This is a genomic window from Curtobacterium sp. USHLN213 (assembly GCF_037144815.1).
GTDB lineage: Bacteria > Actinomycetota > Actinomycetes > Actinomycetales > Microbacteriaceae > Curtobacterium.
Map to the genome: position 1 here is coordinate 300437 of NZ_JBBCYQ010000002.1, position 19677 is coordinate 320113.

Annotated in this window: 21 protein-coding genes; 8 read left to right on the forward strand and 13 right to left on the reverse strand. The window is 72.5% G+C overall.

All coding sequences use genetic code 11. The features are described from left to right. Positions 1 to 100: 100 nt before the first annotated feature. Positions 101 to 826, forward strand: a complete 726-nt coding sequence (locus tag WFH25_RS04055; RefSeq protein ID WP_336696886.1) for a phosphatase PAP2 family protein — start codon at positions 101 to 103, stop codon at positions 824 to 826. On the opposite strand, the gene WFH25_RS04060 is transcribed toward WFH25_RS04055, so the two are convergent. Further along, on the reverse strand, positions 816 to 2069 hold the full coding sequence (locus tag WFH25_RS04060; protein WP_336696887.1) for a multidrug effflux MFS transporter: 1254 nt from the start codon (positions 2067 to 2069) through the stop codon (positions 816 to 818). The genes WFH25_RS04055 and WFH25_RS04060 overlap by 11 nt on opposite strands. 45 nt (positions 2070 to 2114) lie before the next feature. On the opposite strand from WFH25_RS04060, the gene WFH25_RS04065 reads away from it, so the two are divergent. After that, positions 2115 to 2561 carry a MarR family winged helix-turn-helix transcriptional regulator gene (locus tag WFH25_RS04065; RefSeq protein ID WP_071296439.1) on the forward strand — a complete coding sequence of 149 codons (447 nt, stop codon included), beginning with the start codon at positions 2115 to 2117 and terminating at the stop codon, positions 2559 to 2561. Between the two features lie 63 nt (positions 2562 to 2624). Here WFH25_RS04065 and soxR read toward each other — a convergent pair whose 3' ends face one another. Continuing rightward, the gene (soxR, locus tag WFH25_RS04070; RefSeq protein WP_070417265.1) at positions 2625 to 3113 is read right to left on the reverse strand and encodes a redox-sensitive transcriptional activator SoxR; all 489 of its coding nucleotides are present in this window, start codon (positions 3111 to 3113) and stop codon (positions 2625 to 2627) included. A 125-nt stretch (positions 3114 to 3238) separates the two neighbouring features. Between soxR and WFH25_RS04075 the strand changes: the two genes are divergently transcribed. Further along, complete coding sequence (locus WFH25_RS04075; RefSeq protein WP_336696888.1) at positions 3239 to 3481, forward strand: hypothetical protein; 243 nt, start codon at positions 3239 to 3241, stop codon at positions 3479 to 3481. Between the two features lie 27 nt (positions 3482 to 3508). On the opposite strand, the gene WFH25_RS04080 is transcribed toward WFH25_RS04075, so the two are convergent. Further along, entirely contained in the window at positions 3509 to 4537 is a 1029-nt protein-coding gene (locus WFH25_RS04080; protein ID WP_336696889.1) for an aldo/keto reductase, read from the reverse strand. Positions 4538 to 4725: 188 nt separating this feature from the next. Here WFH25_RS04080 and WFH25_RS04085 point away from each other — a divergent pair, with 188 nt between their 5' ends. Next, a complete protein-coding gene (locus WFH25_RS04085) occupies positions 4726 to 5970 on the forward strand; it encodes an MFS transporter (RefSeq protein ID WP_336696890.1) in 1245 nt (414 codons plus the stop codon). A gap of 60 nt (positions 5971 to 6030) precedes the next feature. On the opposite strand, the gene WFH25_RS04090 is transcribed toward WFH25_RS04085, so the two are convergent. The 9 genes from WFH25_RS04090 to WFH25_RS04130 form a co-directional block, all read right to left on the reverse strand. Continuing rightward, positions 6031 to 7539, reverse strand: coding sequence for a hypothetical protein (locus WFH25_RS04090; RefSeq protein WP_336696891.1), 1509 nt, complete (start codon positions 7537 to 7539; stop codon positions 6031 to 6033). Between the two features lie 86 nt (positions 7540 to 7625). Beyond that, entirely contained in the window at positions 7626 to 8525 is a 900-nt protein-coding gene (locus tag WFH25_RS04095; protein ID WP_336696892.1) for a hypothetical protein, read from the reverse strand. Between the two features lie 100 nt (positions 8526 to 8625). Continuing rightward, positions 8626 to 8982, reverse strand: a complete 357-nt coding sequence (gene mnhG / locus WFH25_RS04100) for a monovalent cation/H(+) antiporter subunit G (protein ID WP_070417261.1) — start codon at positions 8980 to 8982, stop codon at positions 8626 to 8628. Then, positions 8979 to 9323, reverse strand: coding sequence for a hypothetical protein (locus WFH25_RS04105; protein ID WP_070417260.1), 345 nt, complete (start codon positions 9321 to 9323; stop codon positions 8979 to 8981). Before WFH25_RS04105 ends, mnhG begins: the two co-directional genes overlap by 4 nt. Further along, on the reverse strand, positions 9320 to 9907 hold the full coding sequence (locus tag WFH25_RS04110) for a Na+/H+ antiporter subunit E (protein WP_070417259.1): 588 nt from the start codon (positions 9905 to 9907) through the stop codon (positions 9320 to 9322). Before WFH25_RS04110 ends, WFH25_RS04105 begins: the two co-directional genes overlap by 4 nt. Next, entirely contained in the window at positions 9904 to 11604 is a 1701-nt protein-coding gene (locus tag WFH25_RS04115; RefSeq protein WP_070417258.1) for a Na+/H+ antiporter subunit D, read from the reverse strand. Before WFH25_RS04115 ends, WFH25_RS04110 begins: the two co-directional genes overlap by 4 nt. After that, entirely contained in the window at positions 11601 to 12011 is a 411-nt protein-coding gene (locus WFH25_RS04120) for a Na(+)/H(+) antiporter subunit C (protein ID WP_022907807.1), read from the reverse strand. Before WFH25_RS04120 ends, WFH25_RS04115 begins: the two co-directional genes overlap by 4 nt. After that, entirely contained in the window at positions 12008 to 14896 is a 2889-nt protein-coding gene (locus tag WFH25_RS04125; RefSeq protein ID WP_336696893.1) for a Na+/H+ antiporter subunit A, read from the reverse strand. Before WFH25_RS04125 ends, WFH25_RS04120 begins: the two co-directional genes overlap by 4 nt. A gap of 109 nt (positions 14897 to 15005) precedes the next feature. Further along, positions 15006 to 15950 (reverse strand): zinc-binding alcohol dehydrogenase family protein, encoded by a 945-nt coding sequence (locus WFH25_RS04130; RefSeq protein ID WP_336696894.1) that lies wholly within the window; start codon positions 15948 to 15950, stop codon positions 15006 to 15008. Positions 15951 to 16023: 73 nt separating this feature from the next. Here WFH25_RS04130 and WFH25_RS04135 point away from each other — a divergent pair, with 73 nt between their 5' ends. Beyond that, on the forward strand, positions 16024 to 16440 hold the full coding sequence (locus WFH25_RS04135) for a MarR family winged helix-turn-helix transcriptional regulator (RefSeq protein ID WP_071296432.1): 417 nt from the start codon (positions 16024 to 16026) through the stop codon (positions 16438 to 16440). 21 nt (positions 16441 to 16461) lie between these two features. Here the strand turns inward: WFH25_RS04135 and WFH25_RS04140 are convergent, their stop codons facing one another. Continuing rightward, positions 16462 to 17280, reverse strand: a complete 819-nt coding sequence (locus WFH25_RS04140; RefSeq protein WP_336696895.1) for an SDR family NAD(P)-dependent oxidoreductase — start codon at positions 17278 to 17280, stop codon at positions 16462 to 16464. A 61-nt stretch (positions 17281 to 17341) separates the two neighbouring features. Here WFH25_RS04140 and WFH25_RS04145 point away from each other — a divergent pair, with 61 nt between their 5' ends. From WFH25_RS04145 to WFH25_RS04155, 3 genes are read left to right on the forward strand one after another with little or no spacing between them, the layout of a single operon-like run. Then, positions 17342 to 18064: an SDR family oxidoreductase gene (locus WFH25_RS04145; protein WP_336696896.1), complete on the forward strand. Its 723-nt coding sequence runs from the start codon at positions 17342 to 17344 to the stop codon at positions 18062 to 18064. After that, positions 18061 to 18720 (forward strand): FadR/GntR family transcriptional regulator, encoded by a 660-nt coding sequence (locus WFH25_RS04150; RefSeq protein ID WP_336696897.1) that lies wholly within the window; start codon positions 18061 to 18063, stop codon positions 18718 to 18720. Before WFH25_RS04145 ends, WFH25_RS04150 begins: the two co-directional genes overlap by 4 nt. Positions 18721 to 18745: 25 nt before the next feature. Further along, positions 18746 to 19624 (forward strand): SMP-30/gluconolactonase/LRE family protein, encoded by an 879-nt coding sequence (locus tag WFH25_RS04155; protein WP_336696898.1) that lies wholly within the window; start codon positions 18746 to 18748, stop codon positions 19622 to 19624. Positions 19625 to 19677: the final 53 nt, after the last annotated feature.

Genomic DNA, 19677 nt, shown 5'->3' on the forward strand with positions numbered 1-19677 from the left:
CTAGTCCTGGCGGCTGATCCCCGCCGTTCGCTGAGCGACCTCTGATCGTCCGACACCGAACTCGGGGCCGCCCGGACGCCGCACCTGCGACGATGGGCGGATGTCCGACCACGATCTCCGCCCCCGCCGACGAGCGTCCGACGAGTACGGGATCCTCGACCGGAGCCGCTACCCGCTGGCGTCGGTGGCGATCGCCGTCGTCGCCGTCGTCCTCATCACGATCGTCGGGTTCACCCTCGACACGGTCGACCTCGGGCTCTCGAAGGCGCTCAACGGGCTGCACACCGGCGCCCTCGGGGCGTTCACGACGGCGGTCTACCACGTCATCAGTCCCGCCCCGGCGATCGGGATCACGGTCGTCGTCGTCGCGGTGATCTGGTGGCGGACCCGCGACCTCCGCCCGGCGCTGGCGTTCGGGGGCACGATCGCGATCACGTGGGTGCCGTCCGCCGTCGTCAAGGAGATCGTGCACCGGGCCCGTCCGGACGTCGCCGTGCTGCCGCACCCGTTCCCGGTGCAGCCGGACCCCGGCTACCCGAGCGGGCACACGGTCTACATCACCGCGTTCGTGATCGCGCTCATCTGGCTGCTCCGCGACACCCGGTGGCACCGCCTCGCGCTGGGGCTCGGGGTCGTGGCGATCGTCGTCGTGTTCTTCGCGGTGTCGATCGACGCCGTGCACTACCCGACGGACGCCGCCGCGTCGATCCTGTGGGCGCTCGCCGTCGCGCCGGGCGTGCGGGTGGTCTGGGTCGACTGGCTCATGCCGAAGATCCCGTTCCTGCGGCCCCGGGGCCCTGCGGCGCAGCGCGAGGTCACGCGCTGACGCCGCGCCGACCGCGCGCGGCCAGGAGCGCCACCACAGCGACCACCGCGGCCGCGAGCATCACGACCGCGAGCGGCGCCGCCGTCCCCTCGCCGCCGATGCTCACGAGCGGCGACACGAGCGCCGCGAGCCCGAACTGCAGGGCACCCAGCACCGCCGAGGCGCTCCCGGCAGCCTGCGGCACCGCCCCGAGCGCGAGCGCGGTCGCGTTGCCGAGCACGAGGCCGAGCGACCCCACGGCGGTGAACAGCGGGACGGCGAGCCAGAACACCGGTGCGGACGTGACGACGAGCAGCGCGAACGCGACGGTCGAGGCCAGCACGAGGACGATGCCGAGCGCGAGCACCCCGGTGACCGATCGGGTCGCCGTGAGCTTCGCCGAGAGGATGCTCACGCCCATCAGTGCGAGGGCGTTGCAGCCGAACGCGAGACCGTAGCCCACCGTGCCGAGCCCGAGCATGTCCTGGTACAGGAACGGTGACGCCGAGATGTACGCCATCATCACGGCGAACGCGAAGCCGAACACCGCGGTGTACCCGACGAACGTCCGGGAGCGGAGTGCCCGCAGCGGCGAGCCCGTCGCGCCGGACGCCCGTCGCTCTGCGCGCAGGGCATCGCGGCGCGAACGCAGGTGCGTCTCGCGGACCACGGCGAGCACCGCCACGAGCATGAGGACCGACAGGCCGAGCACGATGGTGAGGAGCCCGCGCCAGCCGATCGGCCCCGTCAGGAACCCTCCGAGCAGCGGCGCGACCACCGGGGCGACCCCGCCGACGATCATCATGAGCGAGAACGCCCGCGCCGCCGGCTTGCCCGTCGCGAGGTCGGAGATCACCGCGCGACCGATCACCATGCCGGCCGCACCGCCGAGGCCCTGCAGCAGGCGGGCGACGACGAGCACACCGACGTTCGGTGCGAGCACGGCCGCGGCGCTCGCGAGCACGCACAGTGCGGCGCCGGCGAGGAGCGGCGGCACCCGGCCGAACCGGTCGGACAGCGGTCCGAAGACGAGCTGTCCCGCGGTCACGCCGACGAGGAACGCGGTGAGGGTGAGCTGCACGGTCGTCGCCGACGCCTGCAGTTCGGTGGTCATCTGCGGGAAGGCCGGCAGGTAGAGGTCGGTCGCGAAGGGCGCGACGGCGCTCAGCAGGCCGAGCACGAGCAGCAGGCCGGTGGTGATGCCCTGCTGCCGGGTCGTGGGTGTCGCGGCGTGCGCGCGGATGGAGCCGGTGTCCGTGGTCATGATTATGAAAGCATAACTGATGCGCGACGTCGGTAGGGTGACGGCATGGGATCCGCGCCGTCCGACGACCTCCTCGCCGAGCTCGCCGACGTCGTGCTCCGGATCTCGCGCGAGATCGACCCGCACGGTGCGAGGTCGCTCGACATCGTGCCGCTCACCGGCACCGAGGCCCTCGTGATGCGCTGGGTCGACCGGAACCCCGGGTCGACGCCGAGCGCGGTGGCCGAGGCGACGGCCCTCAAGCGCAGCAACCTCAGCGTCGCGGTCGGGTCGCTCGTGGCGAAGGGGATGGTCGAGCGTCGGCCCGACCCGGACGACGCCCGGACCGTGCAGCTGTACTCGACCGAGCTCGCCGCGGGCAGCATCGAACGGCTGCACGCGCACTGGGCCGGCATGCTCCGGCAGGCGCTCGGGGGCGACGACGAGGGTGTGGCGGCGACGTTCGCGACGCTCACGCGCATCGACGACCACCTGCGCGACGCGACGCGCTGACCGCGACGCGACCGGTCGACGGCCTGGAGGCGCGGGTCGGGCCCGCACCGTCCCTCCAGGCCGTCAGACGGTCCGGTCCGGCACCTCGTCCGCGATCGGCAGCAACCGCCGGGCTCCGTGCCCCTCGGCACCGAGCTCGTCGCCCGGGTTCATCACGAGGCAGGCGTTCAGCGACACGCAGCCGCAGCCGATGCACTGCGTCATCTCCTCCTGCAGGCGCTCGAGTTCGAGCTGTCGGGCGCGGAGTCGTGCCCGCCACCGCTCGTTCAGGCGGTTCCAGTCCCGCAGCGACGGCATGCGGTCGGACGGCAGCGTCTCGAACTGCTCCGCGACCTCGCTGAGCGGGATCCCGAGCCGTTTGGCGACCTGGATGATCGCGATGCGCCGCTCGACGTGTCGTGGGTAGAGGCGGGTGCCGCCGGCGGTGCGCTCGGGGTGGATGAGGCCCTTGCGCTCGTAGAAGTGCAGGGCCGACGCCGCGACCCCGGTCCGGGCGACGACCTCGCCGATCGTGAGGAGGTCGGTCGGGCTCGGACGCGGGATCTCCACCATGGTCGAGATCCTACGACGCGGGAGTCGTCGAGACCGCGTGACATAACAGTTAACATGGGAACTGATGTCCAATATGTTGTGTACCACGAGCCGCGAGGGGCGGCTCCCGACCCGGAGGTCCGACCATGACCACGATCCTGCAGCCCCGCACCGCCCGCACCACGACCGCCCGTCCGGTCGCTCCCGCACGGACCACCGGCACCGCCGACGCGACCGGCGTCACCGGCATCACCGGTGCCGCCCGCCAGGCGCTCGCCCTCGACGGCGTGCTCGGCCGGCTCGAGCGCACGGCCGCCCGGCTCCCGCACGCACTGGCGCTGCCGGTCATGGTCGCGCACGCCGCGGTCAGCACGGTCGCGTACCGCTGATCGCCTCCCGCTGACGGGGTCCTTTCGTCAGTGGGCGAGGACGCGCCCGCGGAGCCGCTCCCGGCTGAGCCCCGGCAGCTCCACCCCCGTGTCGCGTTCCAGCACGTGCGTCCCCGGCGGCACGACCCGGTCGATCGCGTCGAGCACCTCGTCGTCGAGCACCACCTCGGCCGCCTGCGCGTACGCGTCCACGTGCGAGACCGTCCGCGGACCGATCACCACGCTCGACACGTCCGGGTGGGTCAGCGCGAAGCCCACCGCGAGCTCGAGCAGGGTGAGCCCGGACTCGTCCGCGAGGTGCCCCAGGCGGTCGGCGACGTCGAGCTTCCGTCGGTTCGCCGGGGCGCCGATGTCGTACGCCTGCGGCTGCTCGACCACCCGCGGCGACCGGGGCTGCACGGTGCCGTTCCGGTACGCACCCGCGAGCCAGCCACCCGCGAGGGGCGCGGCCGCGAGCACACCGAGCCCGAACCGTCGGGCGACCGGGAAGGTGGTCCGCTCCGCCGTCCGGGTGAGGATCGAGTACGGGGCGTGCGTCGCGCTGGCACTCTTCCCGCCCGACCGGAGCCACTGCGCCTCGACGAGTTCCTCGGCCGGGAAGCCCGGGATCCCGAAGGCGCGGATCTTGCCCTGGGTGACGAGGTCGGCGAGCGCGTCGAGGGTCTCGTCGAGCGAGGTCGCCGGGTCCGGGTGCGCCGGCTGGTAGAGGTCGATGACGTCGGTGCCGAGCCGTTCGAGACTCCGTTCGACCGCGCGGAACATCCACCGCCGTCCGTTGCCGTGGTGCGACGGGTCCCGGTCGACCGGGTCCCCGAACCGGACCGCCAGGAACACGTCCTCGCGGCGGTCGCCCAGTGCAGCACCGAGGACGGTCTCGGCGAGGCCCGCCCCCTCCGCGTCGGACACGTCCACCGCGGTGACCCCGCGCCCGAGCGCCTCGTGGACGAGTCGGACGGCGTCGTCCACGTCCCGCTCGGCGACCGTCGACACGGCACGGCTCCCCAGGGTCAGCGCGCTGACGGGAGCCCCCGTCCGCCCCATGCGTCGCTGTTCCATGGCGGCCACGATAGGAGGACGCCCGTGACACCGGGCCCCGGGTGACGAACCGTTACCGCTGGTACCCTGGGGCCGCTCCACCAACACGCAGTGTGTATCTACCGGCCGTCGGCACCCCGACGGACAACGGCGGCACCCGATGGGTCCGCCCCAGGAGATCCCCGGCCGGGCCGAGAAGGCACACCTCCATGCTCCACACCAGTTCCACCGCGCCCGCGCCCGCGACCACCGACGACCGCTCGCTCGTCGCCCACGCCGGACGCTGGTACTTCCCCGTCGCGTTCGTCGCCCGGCTCCCCTTCGCGATGATGGTGGTCGGCGTGCTGACGCTCGTCGTCTCCGCGCGCGACTCCGTGGCGCTCGGCGGCGTCAACTCCGCGTCGGTCGGCATCGGCGCCGCGGTCTTCGGCCCGCTGGTCGGTGCCGCCGCGGACCGCTTCGGCCAGCGGAACGTGCTCGTGCCCGTCGGCCTGGTGAACGCCGTGCTGCTCGGGGTGTTCCCGTTCGTGGTGGACGGCACCGCGCCGGACGTCGCCGTGCTCGCACTCGCGTTCTGCATCGGGGCCTCGGCGCCCCAGGTCGCCCCGATGTCCCGGACCCGGCTCGTCGCGATCATCGGGCAGCGGATGGCCCCGGCTCGTCGCGGCAAGGTCCTCAGCGGCACGATGGCGTACGAGTCCGCGGCCGACGAGACCGTGTTCATCATCGGCCCGTTCCTCGTCGGGATCCTCGCGAGTGCGATCGCCCCGTGGGTCGCCGTCGCCGGTGCCTCCGCGCTGACGTTCGTCTTCGTCACGGCGTTCGCGCTGCACCCGACCGGCAAGCTCGTCGTCGGCCGCCACGAGGAGCTCGCGCAGGCACCGGCCCGTCAGCTCCTGCGGCCCCGGCTCGTCGTGGTGGTCCTCGGGATCCTCGGCGTCGGCCTGTTCTTCGGCTCGACGCTCACCGCGCTGACCGCCTTCATGGAGACCCACGGCGAGCCCTCGCAGGCGGGGCTGCTCTACGGCCTGATGGGCATCGGCTCCGCGGGGCTCGCCCTCGGCTCGGCGGCGTTCCCGCGCGGGTTCGCCCTCGGGTGGCGGTGGCTCGTGTTCGGCGTCGTGCTGCTCGGCGGTGCCGTCTGGTTCTCGCAGGCCGGCTCGGTCGTCGCCGTGGGGGTCGTGCTCGCGGTGATGGGGATCGGGATCGGTCCGACCCTGGTCGCGCAGTACAGCCTCGGTTCCGACCGCTCGCCCGTCGGGCGCTCGGCGACCACCATGACGATCCTCGGTTCCGCCGTGATCGTGGGGCAGTCCATCGCGTCGGCGATCACGGGCGACGTCGCCCAGCAGCACGGGGCCGACGCCGCGATGCTGCTGCCGGCCGCGTCCGCGGCGGTCGTCGTGCTCGCCGCGGTGGCGAACCTCGTGCTGTCGCGTCGCGCACACGCGTGACCGCCTGACGGCCTGGAGGGACGGTGCGGGCCCGCACCGCGCCTCCAGGCCCGTACCCGGTCACCGACCCCAGTCGAACACCTGGACCGTCAGCTCGTCGTTCCCGGTCCAGTGCTGCTGGTGGATCGTGAGCTCCCAGAGGATGGAGTGGTAGTCGATCGTCCGCGTCCAGTGCCCGGTGCTGTCCGCGCGCATGTTCCCGAGCCCGTTGCCGGGGGTCGGCCCCGGGTTGAAGGTCAGGGTGGCATTGGGCGCGGCGGTCCCCGAGATCGTGAGCGGTGAACCCGGCTCGTAGTCGACCTCGGACGTCACCTCGATCGGGACGCGGATCCCGGTCGCGATGAAGGTGGCATCGATGCTCTCGGAACCGATGCCCTCGGCGGTCTGGCGGACCTGTGCACGCAGCCGTGGCCCCTGGAGTGCCGTCGACGTCGTCAGCGACCAGCGCCCGGAGTCCGCCACCGTCGTCGTGCCGATGACGGCGCCGTCGGCGAGGAGGTCGAGCGTGGCGCCGGGTGTCCCGGTGCCGGCGACGGTGAGCGGCTCGCCGTGCTTGAACACCGTCCGCTGGTAGGTCAGGTCCGCGTGGTGGCCGAGCAGCGTGAACCGCTCGCGATCGCGGAACGAGCCGTCGGGACTCGTCTGGGTCACGAGCACCGTGTAGTCGTCGGCCGTGGCGCGGAAGGCCGGGACCGACCAGTTGCCACGGTCGTCGGCCTGCACGAGTTCGGTCGGCACACCCTCGCCGGAGACGCCGATCAGGTAGCCGGGGATCGCGGTGCCGCGCAGCGTCACCTCGGTCCCCACCCGGTAGGTCCGCGGCGTCTCGAGGACGATCGGGTCGTGCACCGCACCGGGGTCGTCGTTCGCGAAGTCGACCGCGACGGTCTCGGAGCGGTCCGTGCCGACGTGGTACTGCGTGATCGTCAGGGTGAGCGTCGGCTTGCGGATCGGCCGCACGCTGGTGATCGTCCAGTTCCCCGCATTGTCCGCGCGTCCCAGCGACCAGGTGCTGTCGGGATCGTTCCGGTCGGTGAACTGGACCGTGGCGTTCGGCGTCGCCCGGCCGGAGACGGTCAGGAGCTGGCCGTAGGTGTACGTCGTGTCGGACGTGATCGCGAGCGGTGCGAACTCGCGGTCGGCCTCGTCGTTGACGAACTCGACGTCGAGGCTCTCCTCGATCCCGAGGTCGGCGTGCACCTGCTCGAAGTGGATGGTGACCGATCGCTGGTGCACGGCGGGTGACGTCCAGTTCCAGACCCCGGTGTCGTCCACGCGGAAGCCGATCGTGGTGCCCGGCCGCACCGGGTCCGTGATCACGAGGACGGCGCCGGGGGTGGCGCGACCGGTGATGGCGATGGGCTCGCCGAGCGTGTAGGTCCGGTCGGACGTGACCTCGAGCGGGACGGGGGTGACCTCGTCGGTCGCCTTCGTGTCGGCTGCCGCTGTCGTGGTGGTCACCGAGGGTTCTGACGGGACGGCGGTGGCCGGTACTGCTGGTGCCGAGCCGAGGGCGAGGCCGACGGCGGTGGCTGAACCGACGGCGAGGGCGAGGACGCGATGGTGCAAGGGTTTCCCTTCGGGGAGTGGGGGCAGGGAGCGGGCGTGACCGGGGCCGCGGCATGGGTGGTGCCGCGGCCCCGGTCATGACGGACTCAGCTCACGTCGCGCAGGGTGTGGTCCACGCTCGAGAAGCCGTCGGCGATCCGGAGCGTGTAGTCGCCGCCGACGTCGCTGGCGTCGAACACCCAGCTCCACGCTCCCTCGTCGTCGGCCACGACGCGGTCGAGGAGGAAGTCCCCGACGGTCGAGATCTCGAGGGTCCGGCCGGGTTCGGCGTGCCCGGAGACGAGCACGTGCTCGTCACCGGGGCGGTAGGTGTCCGCGCTCGTGACGGTGATCTGCGAGACGGGGACGGGCACGCTGACGTCGCGGAGGGTGTGCTCGACGGTGTTCCACCCGTCGCGGATCCGCAGGGCGATGTCGCCGCTGTACTCGGACGTGTCGAACTCCCAGCGCCAGTCGCCCTGGTCGTCGGCCTCGGTCTCGCCGAGCCGCCAGCCGTACGCCGACTCGATGACGATCCGCCTGCCCGGTTCCGCGGTGCCGGCGACGACCGTGTCGGGTCCCGGGTCGTACGTGTCACCACTGGTGACGACGAGGCCGGCCGTGGGCGGGCTGACGTCACGCAGGGTGTGGTCGACCGAGGTGCGGCCGTCGCTGATCCGGAGGGTGTAGTCGCCGCCGATGTCGCTCGCGTCGAACGTCCACTGCCAGTCGCCGCGGTCGTCGGCGGTGGTCTCGCCGAGCAGGAAGTCGCCGGTCGACGAGAAGGTGATGTCGCTGCCGGCCGCTGCGGTGCCCGCGATCAGCACGTCGCCGCCGGGAAGGTACTCGCCGGGGCTGGTCACGACGAGCTGCGCTGCGGCGGGCTGGACCGCCGCGGCGGGTGCTGCGGTCGACGCGGCGAACGCGGCGGGTGCGACGAGCGCGCCGGCTCCGACGCTGATGGCGGAGGCGACGCAGGTCGCCAGGATGACGGACGGGATCCGCATGGTGGTCTCCGATCTCTGTGAGGTGGAGACTCAAATGTCACATGCGCGATCTGAACGGCTCACACTCGTCAGGCGTACCGACGACGGGCGAGCGCGGTGGTCACGACTCCGTGTCGTCGACCAGCAGGTCCTCGTGGCGGTAGTCGTCCGCCCGCAGCCCCGCGCGGGCGATCATGTGCGTCGACACCGGCACGAGGAACAGCTGGAACACCATGATCGGCAGGACGACCCACAGCGCCGTCCACGTCCACACGGCGACCACGATCGCGGCGAGGGCGAACGCCAGCCCGAGCACCTGCGGCTTCGCCATCGCGTGCAGCCGGACGAGCGGGTCGGGGAACCGGACGATCCCGACGCCGGCGCCGAGCGACAGCACCGCCCCGACGAGCAGCAGCCCGACGGCGATCCACGCGCGGACCCCGGCGCCGTCGATGAACCCCTGGATGATGTCGATCACTGGGGACGCTCCTGGTCGTCGGCGTGCTCGGGCGTGGTCACGGTCAGCCCCTCGTCGGACGGATCGGAGGACGGGGTGACCGCACGGGCGACGGCGATCGTGGCGAAGACGCTCGTCGCGGCGATCACCACGAGGACGGGCACGGCCGTCAGGTCCCGCCGGATCACCATCGCGGCACCGATCACCACGAGCGCGGTCGTCAGCACCATGTCCGAGCCGATCATCCGGTCGAGGATGGTCGGGCCCCGCACGATGCGGAGGACGGCGAGCACGAGGGTGGCCCCGAGCAGCGCGAGCACCAGGGCGATCGCGATCCCCATGACGACGACTGCGGCGCTCATCGCGTGACCTCCGGCAGGGGTTCGGACAGTTCGGAGAGGTCCTGCTTCGACCCGAGCGCCCGGATGACGAGCGTCTCGATGCCGAGGGCCTCACGGCGGGCCGCGTCGACCTGTTCGACCCGCTCGGTGTCGAGGACGTGCAGGAGCAGCCGGCGGCGTCGCAGGTCGACGTCGGCGACGTAGGACCCCGGCACGAGGGAGATCGCGAGCGTCGCCAGGGTGAACGTCATCTCGGAGGTGGTGTGGAGCTGGACGAGCGTGATCGAACTCCGCCGGACCCCGCGTGGGCGGAGGGCGACCCAGGCGACCCGGAACGAGGCGAGCACGACCAGCCCGGACCACACCACCAGGAACCACGCGGCGTGCGGGATCGAGAACCGGGCGGACAGCGGCACCGGCGGCAGCGGGAGCAACTGCGTCACGAGCAGCGCGACGACGATCCCGCAGAGCAGGGTCAGCGGCGTCCACGAACCCCAGAGCAGCGCCCAGAGCACGGTCAGCCCGGCGACGAGCGGGACGTCGTAGCGCCACGCGACGGCGATGCGCCGCGCGTTCGTGATCCGCCGGGTGCTGTCCGCGGTCATCGCGTCCCCCCGAGCACGGCCTGCACGTAGCGGTCCGGGGACTCGAGCGACTCCGCCGCGCGGGTCGCGTAGCCGTACAGCGGGCCGGCCACGACGGTCAGGGCGACCGACCCGAGGACGGCCACGGTCGTCACGCCGACGAGCATGCGCGGCAGCTTCACGCGCGTTGGTGCCTCACCGACGCCGTCCTGCGTGGCCGTCGGTGCGGTCTCCGGACTGGAGGCGCGACTCGCGTGCGGTGCGTCGGTGACCGTCACCGAGCCTCCTGGGTGGAACGCCTTGCCCGTGTCCTCGGACACGGTCAGCGGCGCCGGTTCCGGCGACCGCAGGTGGGCGTGCGGCTCTGCGGTGCTCGCGTGCGGGGCGGCTGCCTCGGCCGCGGGCTTCGGACGCCAGAACGCGGCGTCCCAGACGCGCATGAGCGCGTACAGGGTCAGGAGGCTCGTCACGACACCGGCGGCGATCGTCGCGTAGGCGAGGGGCGAGCCGTCGATCGCCGCGGCACGGAAGAGGCCGAGCTTGCCGATGAAGCCGGAGAACGGCGGGATGCCACCGAGGTTGAACGCCGGCACGAGGTAGAGCGCGGCGAGCAGCGGGGCGGCCTTGAGCAGCCCACCGAGCGATCGGGTCGAGGTCGTCCCGCCGACGCGTTCCATCAGCCCGGAGACCAGGAAGAGCGTCGTCTGCACGACGATGTGGTGGACCGTGTAGAACACCGCGGCGGCCGTCCCGGCGACCGAACCGAGGCCGACACCCATGACCATGAACCCGATGTGGCTGATGAGCGTGAAGGACAGCAGTCGTTTCACGTCGGTCTGCGACACCGCACCGAGCACGCCCACCACCATCGTCAGGATCGCCACGATGAGGAGCACGGTGTTGAGCTGCGGTCTCGGGAAGATGATCGTCTCGAGCCGGATGATCGCGTAGATGCCGACCTTCGTCAGCAGGCCCGCGAACACCGCCGTCACCGGGGCCGGCGCGGTCGGGTAGGAGTCCGGCAGCCAGAACGCCAGCGGGAACACGGCGGCCTTGATGCCGAACCCGATGAGCAGCATCGTGTGGAGGAGCAGCTGCACGTGCTCGGGCAGGGCAGCCATCCGCTCGCTGATCTGGGCGATGTTGACCGTGCCGGTGGCGCCGTACACGAGGCCGATCGCCGCGAGGAAGATCGCCGACGCGATGAGGCTCGTCACGATGTACGTGGTGCCCGCCCGCACGCGCTGCTCGCTGCCGCCGAGGGTGATGAGCACGTAGCTCGCCACCAGCAGCATCTCGAACGCGACGTACAGGTTGAAGAGGTCCCCGGCGATGAAGGAGTCGAGCACGCCGGCGGCGAGCACGAGGTACGTCGGGTAGAAGATCGTGACCGGCGCCTCGCCGTCGTCGGCCGCGAGACCCTGTCCGATCGAGAAGAGCAGGACGACGAGGAGCACGCTCGCGCTCACGGTGAGGAGCAGCGCGCTCAGCCGGTCGACCACGAGCGAGATGCCGTACGGCGCGTCCCACCCGCCGACCTGCACCACGATCGTGCCGTGCTGGTCGACGAGCACCATGAGGGTCGCGGCGACGGCCAGGGCGACGACGAGCACCACGACGGTGATCGCGCGCTGCAGCTTCTGGTGGTTGAGGAGTCCGAGCGCGACCGCGGCGCCGAGCAGCGGGACGAGGACGAGGAGCGGGACGAGCCAGGTCATCGGGTCGCCTCCTGTTCTGCGTCGGTGGTGGTCTCGGGGTCTTCGTCGGCGGGTTCGTCGCGTTCCCGACCGATCGCGACGTCGGCCTCGTCGACCTCGACCTCGTCGGCGCGGGAGAGCTTCCACGAGCGGTGGATGAGGGCCAACAGGAACGCGCTCACGGCGAAGGTGATGACGATCGCGGTCAGGGCGAACGCCTGGGGGAGCGGGTCCGTGATGCCTTCGGAGCTCTTGCCGATCGGCGGGTTGCCGGCAGCACCGGACATCACGAGGAGCAGCAGGTTGAGGGCGTTGCCGAGCAGGAGGAAGCCGAGCAGCATCCGGGTCAGCGAGCGTTCGAGGAGCAGGTAGACCCCGCAGGAGAACAGCACCGCCATCGCGATGACGAGCACGAGGGTGACGGTCACGTGGCGCTCCCTTCCGGGGTGGGGGCTTCGGTCATGTCCTGCACGGGCGTCGAGGCGTCCTCGAGCCGCTGCCGGTCGACCTCGGCGCCGAGGCTGCGGAGGACGTCGAGCACGAGGCCGACGACCACGAGGTACACGCCGATGTCGAAGAACGTGGCGGTGACGAACTCGACGTGGCCGAGCACCGGGACGGTGGCCTCGAAGAACTCGGAGTACAGGGCTTCCCTGCCGAAGAACATCGGCACGAGGGCGGTGATCGCGGCCGTGGCGACGCCGAGCCCGAGCAGGCGTCCGGCCCGGACCGGGGCTGCGGCGCCGAGCTCGGCCGGGCCACCCGCGAGGTACCGGGCCGCGAGGGCGATGCCCGCGACGAGACCACCGGCGAACCCGCCGCCCGCCGCGTTGTGCCCGGCGAAGAGCAGGTAGACCGACAGGACGATCAGGCCGTGGAACAGCAGGCGGACGACGACGTCGAGCAGCGCCGAACGGCCGGTCGGGATCGCGGCGCTCGTCGGCAGCCAGGCGCGGGGCTCGCCGTCCGTGCGCTCGTCGCGGTCGGCGGTCAGCCGAGCCGGCAGGTCGCGGAGGCGGGGGAGCGTGTCCTCGCGGGAGTTCACGAAGATCAGGCTCGCGACGCCCGTCGCGGCGGCGACCACGACGGTCAGCTCGCCGAGGGTGTCCCAGCCTCGGAGGTCGACGAGGGCCACGTTCACGACGTTCAGGCCGTGCCCGAACGAGCTCGTCAACGCCGGCAGGTCAGGCCAGAGCGGCTCGGCCGTCCGTGCCGATGCGGCGACGACGACCACGATCGCGAGGGTCAGCCCGGCGAGGCCCGCGAAGAGCGCCCGCACGACCCGGAAGCGGGACGGGTTCGCGGTGGCGATCCGCGGGGGGAGCCGGCGCAGCACGAGCACGAACGCGATGAGCGTCACCGTCTCGACCACGAGCTGGGTCAGGGCGAGGTCGACCGCTCCGTGCAGCACGAACAGGACGGACATGCCGTACCCGGTCACGCCGACCAGCACCGCCGCGGCGAACCGGGTCTTGGCGGTGAGGACGGCGATCGCGGCGATCGACATGACGAGGACGACGGGGATCTGTCCCCACGAGTCGGCGAACCGGACGTGGAACGCCCACGGTCCGCCGATGACCAGGTTGACGAGCGCCCCGGCGACGAACACCGACAGGATGACGGTCAGGTAGTAGGGGAGCGAACCGCGCTGGACCCCGGCGGTGAGGCCCGTGGCCACCCGGTCGAGCCCGCGCATGAGGTGTCGGTAGATGCTCGACGCGCTGGGGGAACCCGCGAGGCGGTGCTGGAGTGCCTCGACCGGGCGGCGCAGGGCGAACAGCGCGAGACCGCCGACGAGCGTCACCGCGGAGAGGCCGAGCGCCGGCTCGAGACCGTGCCAGAGCGCGAGGTGCGGGACCTCGCCGGGGAGGGCGGCGGCGTGCGCGGCCGGCTCGATGCCGTGCGCCACGAGGGGCGTCGCGAGCCCGAGTGCGAGACCCGTGAGCGCGAGGACCGACGGGACGACGCCGAGGCCGTGCAGGCCGTGCGGTTCGGTGTCGGGCACGCCGGGCTTCCGGGCGAAGGCGCCCCACAGGAACCGCAGCGAGTAGGCCACGGTGAGCACCGAGCCGATCGTCACGCCGACGAGCGCGAACCACGCCCACCCGGCGTCCGGGCCGTGCAGCGAGTCGATGAAGCCGGTGAGCACGGCCTCCTTCGCGACGAAGCCGATCGTCGGCGGGATGCCCGCCATCGACAGCAGTGCGAGGACGGCCACGACCGTCAGCCAGGGCATCCGGCGTCCGAGACCGCTCAGGCGCGCGAGGTCGCGGGTGCCCGTGACGTGGTCGATCGCCCCGACGACGAGGAACAGGGTCGACTTGAACGCCGCGTGGGCCACCAGCAGCGCCACCCCGCCGAGGGCGACCTCGGGCGCACCCCACCCGGCCGCGAGCACGAGGAACCCGAGCTGGGCGACCGTGCCGTAGGCGAGCAGGAGCTTGATGTCGGTCTGCCGGAGCGCACGGTACCCACCGATGAGCATGCCGAGCACCCCGAGCACGGTGATGGTCTCGCGCCACCCGCCGAGGAGCGCGAACGCGGGCGCGAGCCGGGCGACGAGGTAGATGCCGGCCTTGACCATCGCCGCGGCGTGCAGGTACGCGCTGACCGGGGTCGGGGCGGCCATCGCGGCGGGGAGCCAGAAGTGGAACGGCACGATGGCGGACTTCGTCAGCGCGCCGAGCAGGACGAGCACGACCGACACGGAAACGACGGTCCCCGAGGGCGGATCGGCGACGATCCCGGAGAGCGACGTCGTCCCGGCGGTCACCGACAGCACCACGAGACCGGCGAGCATCGCCAGACCACCGGCGGTGGTGACCACGAGCGCCTGCATCGCCGCCGCGCGACTGGCACGCTTCACCGAGTCGTGGCCGATCAGCAGGTAGGAGAAGACCGTCGTCGCTTCCCAGAGGACGAACAGCACGATGACGTCGTCGGCGACCACGAGCCCGTACATCGACCCGGCGAAGGCGGTGAGGACCCCGGCGAACCGACCGAGTCCGGGTTCGTCCGGCCCGAAGTACGTGGCGCAGTACACGAGCACGAGGGCACCGACCACGCTCACCACGAGGGCGAGGACCCACGAGAGGGCGTCCATCCGCAGGGCGATCGCGAGGTCGAGCTGCGGCACCCACTGGAACCGCTCCGTGACCGCGCCGTGCAACGCCGGACCGGTCTGCGCGACGGTCAGGACCGCGGCTGCTGCCGGTGCGAGGGCCGCCACGTAGAACACGCGGCGGCCGAGGACGGGGGTCAGGGCGGGGACGATCAGGGCGACGATCGCGAACGCGACGAGGACGATGACCATCGGGCACCTCCTCGGGGTCGGGCTGCAGTCCGGCTCACTGGGCCCTCACAGCCTACGGAGAGGGGGATGTGGAGTTCCTGAGTGGGCGGACAGGGAGGCCGATCGAGGATCAGGCTTCCAGCACCACTCTGCCCGTCGAAGCACCGACCTGTCCGGCCCAGGCCGCCTCGACCTCCGCCATGCGCACCGCCGTCGCGTCCACCCGGATCGTGCCGTCGGCGATCGCCGCCACGATCCCCGGGAGCTCCGCGACGAACGCCGCCCGCCCGACGGAACCCTGGCCGCTCCCGACGATGGTCAGGCCGGACGCACGGAGCGCTGCTGAGGGGATCCGCGCCTCCTGGCCCGCCGTCGAGCCGATCGCCACCCAGTCGAGCCGGCGTCCGCGCTCCTGCCGGGCCGTGACGAGTGCGCGCATGACGTCCGCGGCGGGCTGGCCCCACACGTAGTCGATCACGACGTCGACGTCCGCGGCTGCCGCACCGACCGCGTCGACGTCGTCGAGCGGGACCACGACGTCCGCGCCGAGTGCCGGCAGCGCTCCGAGTCGGGTCGCGTCCCGTCCGCTCGCGACGACGTGCTCGGCGCCGAGGTGCTTCGCGACCTGCACCGCCGCTGAGCCGGAGGCGCCCGTCGCGCCGAGCACGAGGACACGGCTGCCGGGCGCGAAGTCGATGCGGCGTCGGAGCGCGACCCACGAGGACATCACGGGGTTCGCGCCGGCGGCGACGGCGACCGGGACGGCGCCCACGGGCAGGACGACGCTCGCCCGCGGATCCACGGCGACCCGCTCGGCCATCGTGCCGCGGGTGTCGCTCGCGACGGCGAAGTAGCGGAGCGTCCCGTCGGGGAACCGCCCGACCGCGTCGACGCCCGGCACGAGGGGGAGCGCCCCCTCGCTCGTGTAGTGCGACCCGTCGGCCTGGGACCGCACCCGTGGGTGCAGTCCGGCGGCGACGACGTCGACGGCCACCTCGTCGGCGGTGGGGACGGGGTCGGTGAACTCCTGCCAGACCGGGGACCGGCCGAACTCGGTGACGACGGCTGCGTGCATGACTGCCTCCTGAAAGGTTCGTGTTGCGAACAAAGTAGTTCGTAACACGAAGTGAGTCAAGTAGGCTGAGGGTATGCAGGAGATGACGGAAGACGAGCGGCTCGTCGACGCCCTCGGCGAGAGTGCGTTCCGGACGATGGGCGCCCTGACCGGCATCGCGGCGGATGCCGGGCTGTCGCTGACGCAGCTGCGTGTCCTCGCGATCCTGCGTGACCGGCGGATGCGGATCGGCGACCTGGCGCAGTACCTCGGCCTCGAGAAGTCGACGATGACCGGGCTCGTGGCGCGCGCGTCGGCCAAGGGGCTGCTCGGGCGGGTGCCGAACGCCGAGGACGCCCGGGCGGTGGACGTCGTCATCACCGATGCCGGGCTCGACGTCGCCCGATCGCTCGAGGCGGCGATCCGGGAGTCGCTGCTGCCCCTGACCACCCGGTTGTCCGTGGGGGAGCGGGGGGAGTTACGGGTGTTGCTGGAGCGGATGCTGCGCTGACCACCCCGGGTGACGATCGACTCAGCGCCCGTGCGCCCGCGCCGGGATCTGGGTCGCCAACTTGCCGCCGGACACGTCCAGCAGCGTCCCCGTGACGTACCCGGCAGCATCGCTCGCCACGAACACGAGCAGGTCGGCCACGTCGTCGGCCGTCTCCCACCGACGGAGCGACAGGGTGTCGAGCAGACGGTCCTGTGCCTCGGCCGGCATCGTCGCGAAGCCGTTCATCGCCGTCGGCACCATCCCCGGGGCGTACGCGTTGACGGTGATGTCCCACGGGCCGAGCTCCGACGCGAGCACGCGGGTGAACGCCACGACGGCCGACTTCGACGCCGCGTAGGCAGCGCTCCCGACACTCGGCACGATCGCCGCGAACGACGCCGCGTTGATGATCCGTCCGCGCCCGGCGGCCTGCATCACGGGTGCCACGGCCTGGCTCATCAGGAAGGTCCCGCCGAGGTTCACGTCCATGCATCGGCGCCAGTCGTCCCACTGCAGGTCGGCGACCACTCCCTCGACGTTGATGCCGGCGTTGTTCACGAGCACGTCGATCGTGCCGTGCCGGGCGACGACCTCGTCCACGGCGGCGCGGACGGACTCGGGGTCGGCGACGTTGCAGCGCACCCGGTCGACCGGCAGCGCGGCGCCGGCGGCGGCCTCGTCCCCGGCGGCGGCCCTGTCCCCGGCGGCGGGCGCGTCCGCGGCAGCGGGTTCGTCGAACGCCAGGTCGAACGCGACGACCCGGCACCCCTCCGCGTGGAACCGTGCGGCGATCGTGGCACCGATGCCGCGCGCGGCTCCGGTCACGACGACCACGCGGTCGGTCAGGTCGAGGTGCATCGTCGCTCCCGTCGTCGGTGCGGCCGTGGTCCGGTCGCAGCAATAGGCATACTATTCCCCCATGAACGACGCACGCGTGCTCTGGATCACCGGCGGCGGCAGTGGCATGGGAGCGGCGAGCGCCCGTGCGGCCGCCCGCGACGGCTGGACGGTGGTGCTCAGCGGACGCCGGGCGGACCGACTCGCCGAGGTCGCGACCGCGATCCGCGACGACGGCGGGACGGCGGACGTGCTGCCCCTCGACGCGAACGACCCGGAGGCCGTCACCGCGACCCGCGACAGCCTGCTCGCGCAGTACGGGCGGCTCGACGGACTCGTCCTCGCCGCCGGGCTCAACAGGCCGGCGCGTCGGTGGGACGACCAGTCGCTGCCGGACTTCCGCGCCATCGTCGACACCAACCTCACCGCCGTCGTCACGGTCGTCGACGCGGCGCTGCCCGCGCTGCGCGAGTCCGGCGGGATCGTCGTGGTCGTGTCCTCGTACGCGGGCTGGTCGTTCCAACCCGGGGCCGGGGTTGCCTACTCGGCGTCGAAGACCGCGCTCGGCTCCGTCGTCCGGACGCTCAACCAGCAGGAGGCCGGGCACGGCGTCCGAGCGACCCACCTGTGTCCGGGTGACGTCGCCACCGACTTCCTCGACCAGCGCCCCTCGGTGCCGGACGCGGCCGCACGCGCGGTCATGCTCCAGCCGGAGGACATCGCCCGCTCGGTCTCGTTCGTGCTCGAGGCCCCGTCGCACATGCGCGTCGACGAGCTCGTGGTCAGCCCGGTCTCCCAGCGGTGATCTTCGACCGGGTGCTCGACGGGCTCGGCGCCGCGATCGTCGACGGATCGCTGCCGACGGGGCACCGCGACAGCGTCGACGGGTTCGTCACCCGCACGGGCTCGAGCCGCAGCATCGTCCGCGAGGCCGTCCGCGTCCTCGTCGGCCTCGGCCTCCTCAGCGCCGGTCGTCGCGTCGGGCTGCGGGTCCTGCCCGCGTCGGAGTGGGACGTCCTCGATCCGCGCGTGATCGGGTGGCGGCTCGCCGGTCCGGAGCGTGGGGTCGTCCTCGGGGAGTTGCGCGCGCTGCGCCGCGCGGTCGAGCCGGTGGCCGCTGCGGCAGCCGCCGGGCGCGCGTCAGACGCGTCGCGCCGTGCCGACCTGGAGGCGCTGCTCGCCGCCGCCGACCGCCTCGCCGCCGCCACGGGTCCGGACGACGCGGCCACGTTCCTCCAGGCAGACCGCGAGGTCCACCGACTGGTGCTGGAGCTGTCCGGGAACGCGATGTACGGGCGGCTGCACCGCGTGGTCGCGCGCGCACTCGACGACCGAGCCGGGATCCGGCCGGGTCTCCACGACGTCGGACTGCACGTCCGACTCGCCCGCGCGGTGGCCGACGGAGACGCGGAAGGAGCCGCCGGCGCGATGACCGAGATCATCGACCGCACGGGCGAATAGGGTCGAGGTGTTCGAAGGAGAGCACATGTCGTTCACCGATCTCGTCCCCGACCCCGGCGCCGTCGAGCGCATCGCGACGGGCAGCACCTGGGCCGAGGGGCCGTGCTGGATCCCCGCGAGCCGGACCCTGCGGTGGTCGGACATCCCGGGCGACCGCATCCTGCAGTGGCACGCCGACTCCGGCGAGACGTCGGTGTACGCGGAGGGGGTCGAGTTCACGAACGGCCGCACCCTCGACCGTGACGGCAGCGTCGTGCAGTGCTCGCACGGGTACCGACGGGTCGAGCGCGACCGGGACGGGGTCGTCACACCGATCGTGGACGCGTGGGACGGCGTCCGGTTGAACTCCCCGAACGACGTCGTCGTCGCGCGCGACGGCAGCGTGTGGTTCACCGACCCGGCGTACGGCATCACCCAGCCGCGCGAGGGGCACCCGGGCGAGCGGGAGTACGGCGACCACTGGGTGTTCCGCTGCGGCCCGGACGGTGCGGACCTGCGGCCGGTCGCCACCGACCTCGACGAACCGAACGGGTTGGCGTTCGACCCGACCGAGCAGGTGCTCTACGTCGCGAGCTCGTCCGGCGACGACCCGGTCATCCGGGCGTACGACCGGCGGGGCGACCGGGGTGACCTGCTCAAGAACGGTCGGGTGTTCGCGCGGTTGGAGCCCGGCGAGGGCGCCCCGGACGGCATCCGCGTCGACGTCCACGGCAACGTGTGGTCCTCGTCGCACCGGGGCGTGGTCGTGTTCGACCCGGACGGCACCCGGCTCGGCGACATCGCCGTCCCCGAGGTCACCGCGAACCTGTGCTTCGGCGGTGACGACGGCACGACGCTGTTCCTCGCCGCGACGACGTCCGTGTACCGGATCGCGACCACGACCCGGGACGCCGCCGCCGAGTAACCCGCTCTTCCGTCACCTGGAACTGCAATGTAGAATATCATTGCAGTCATCAG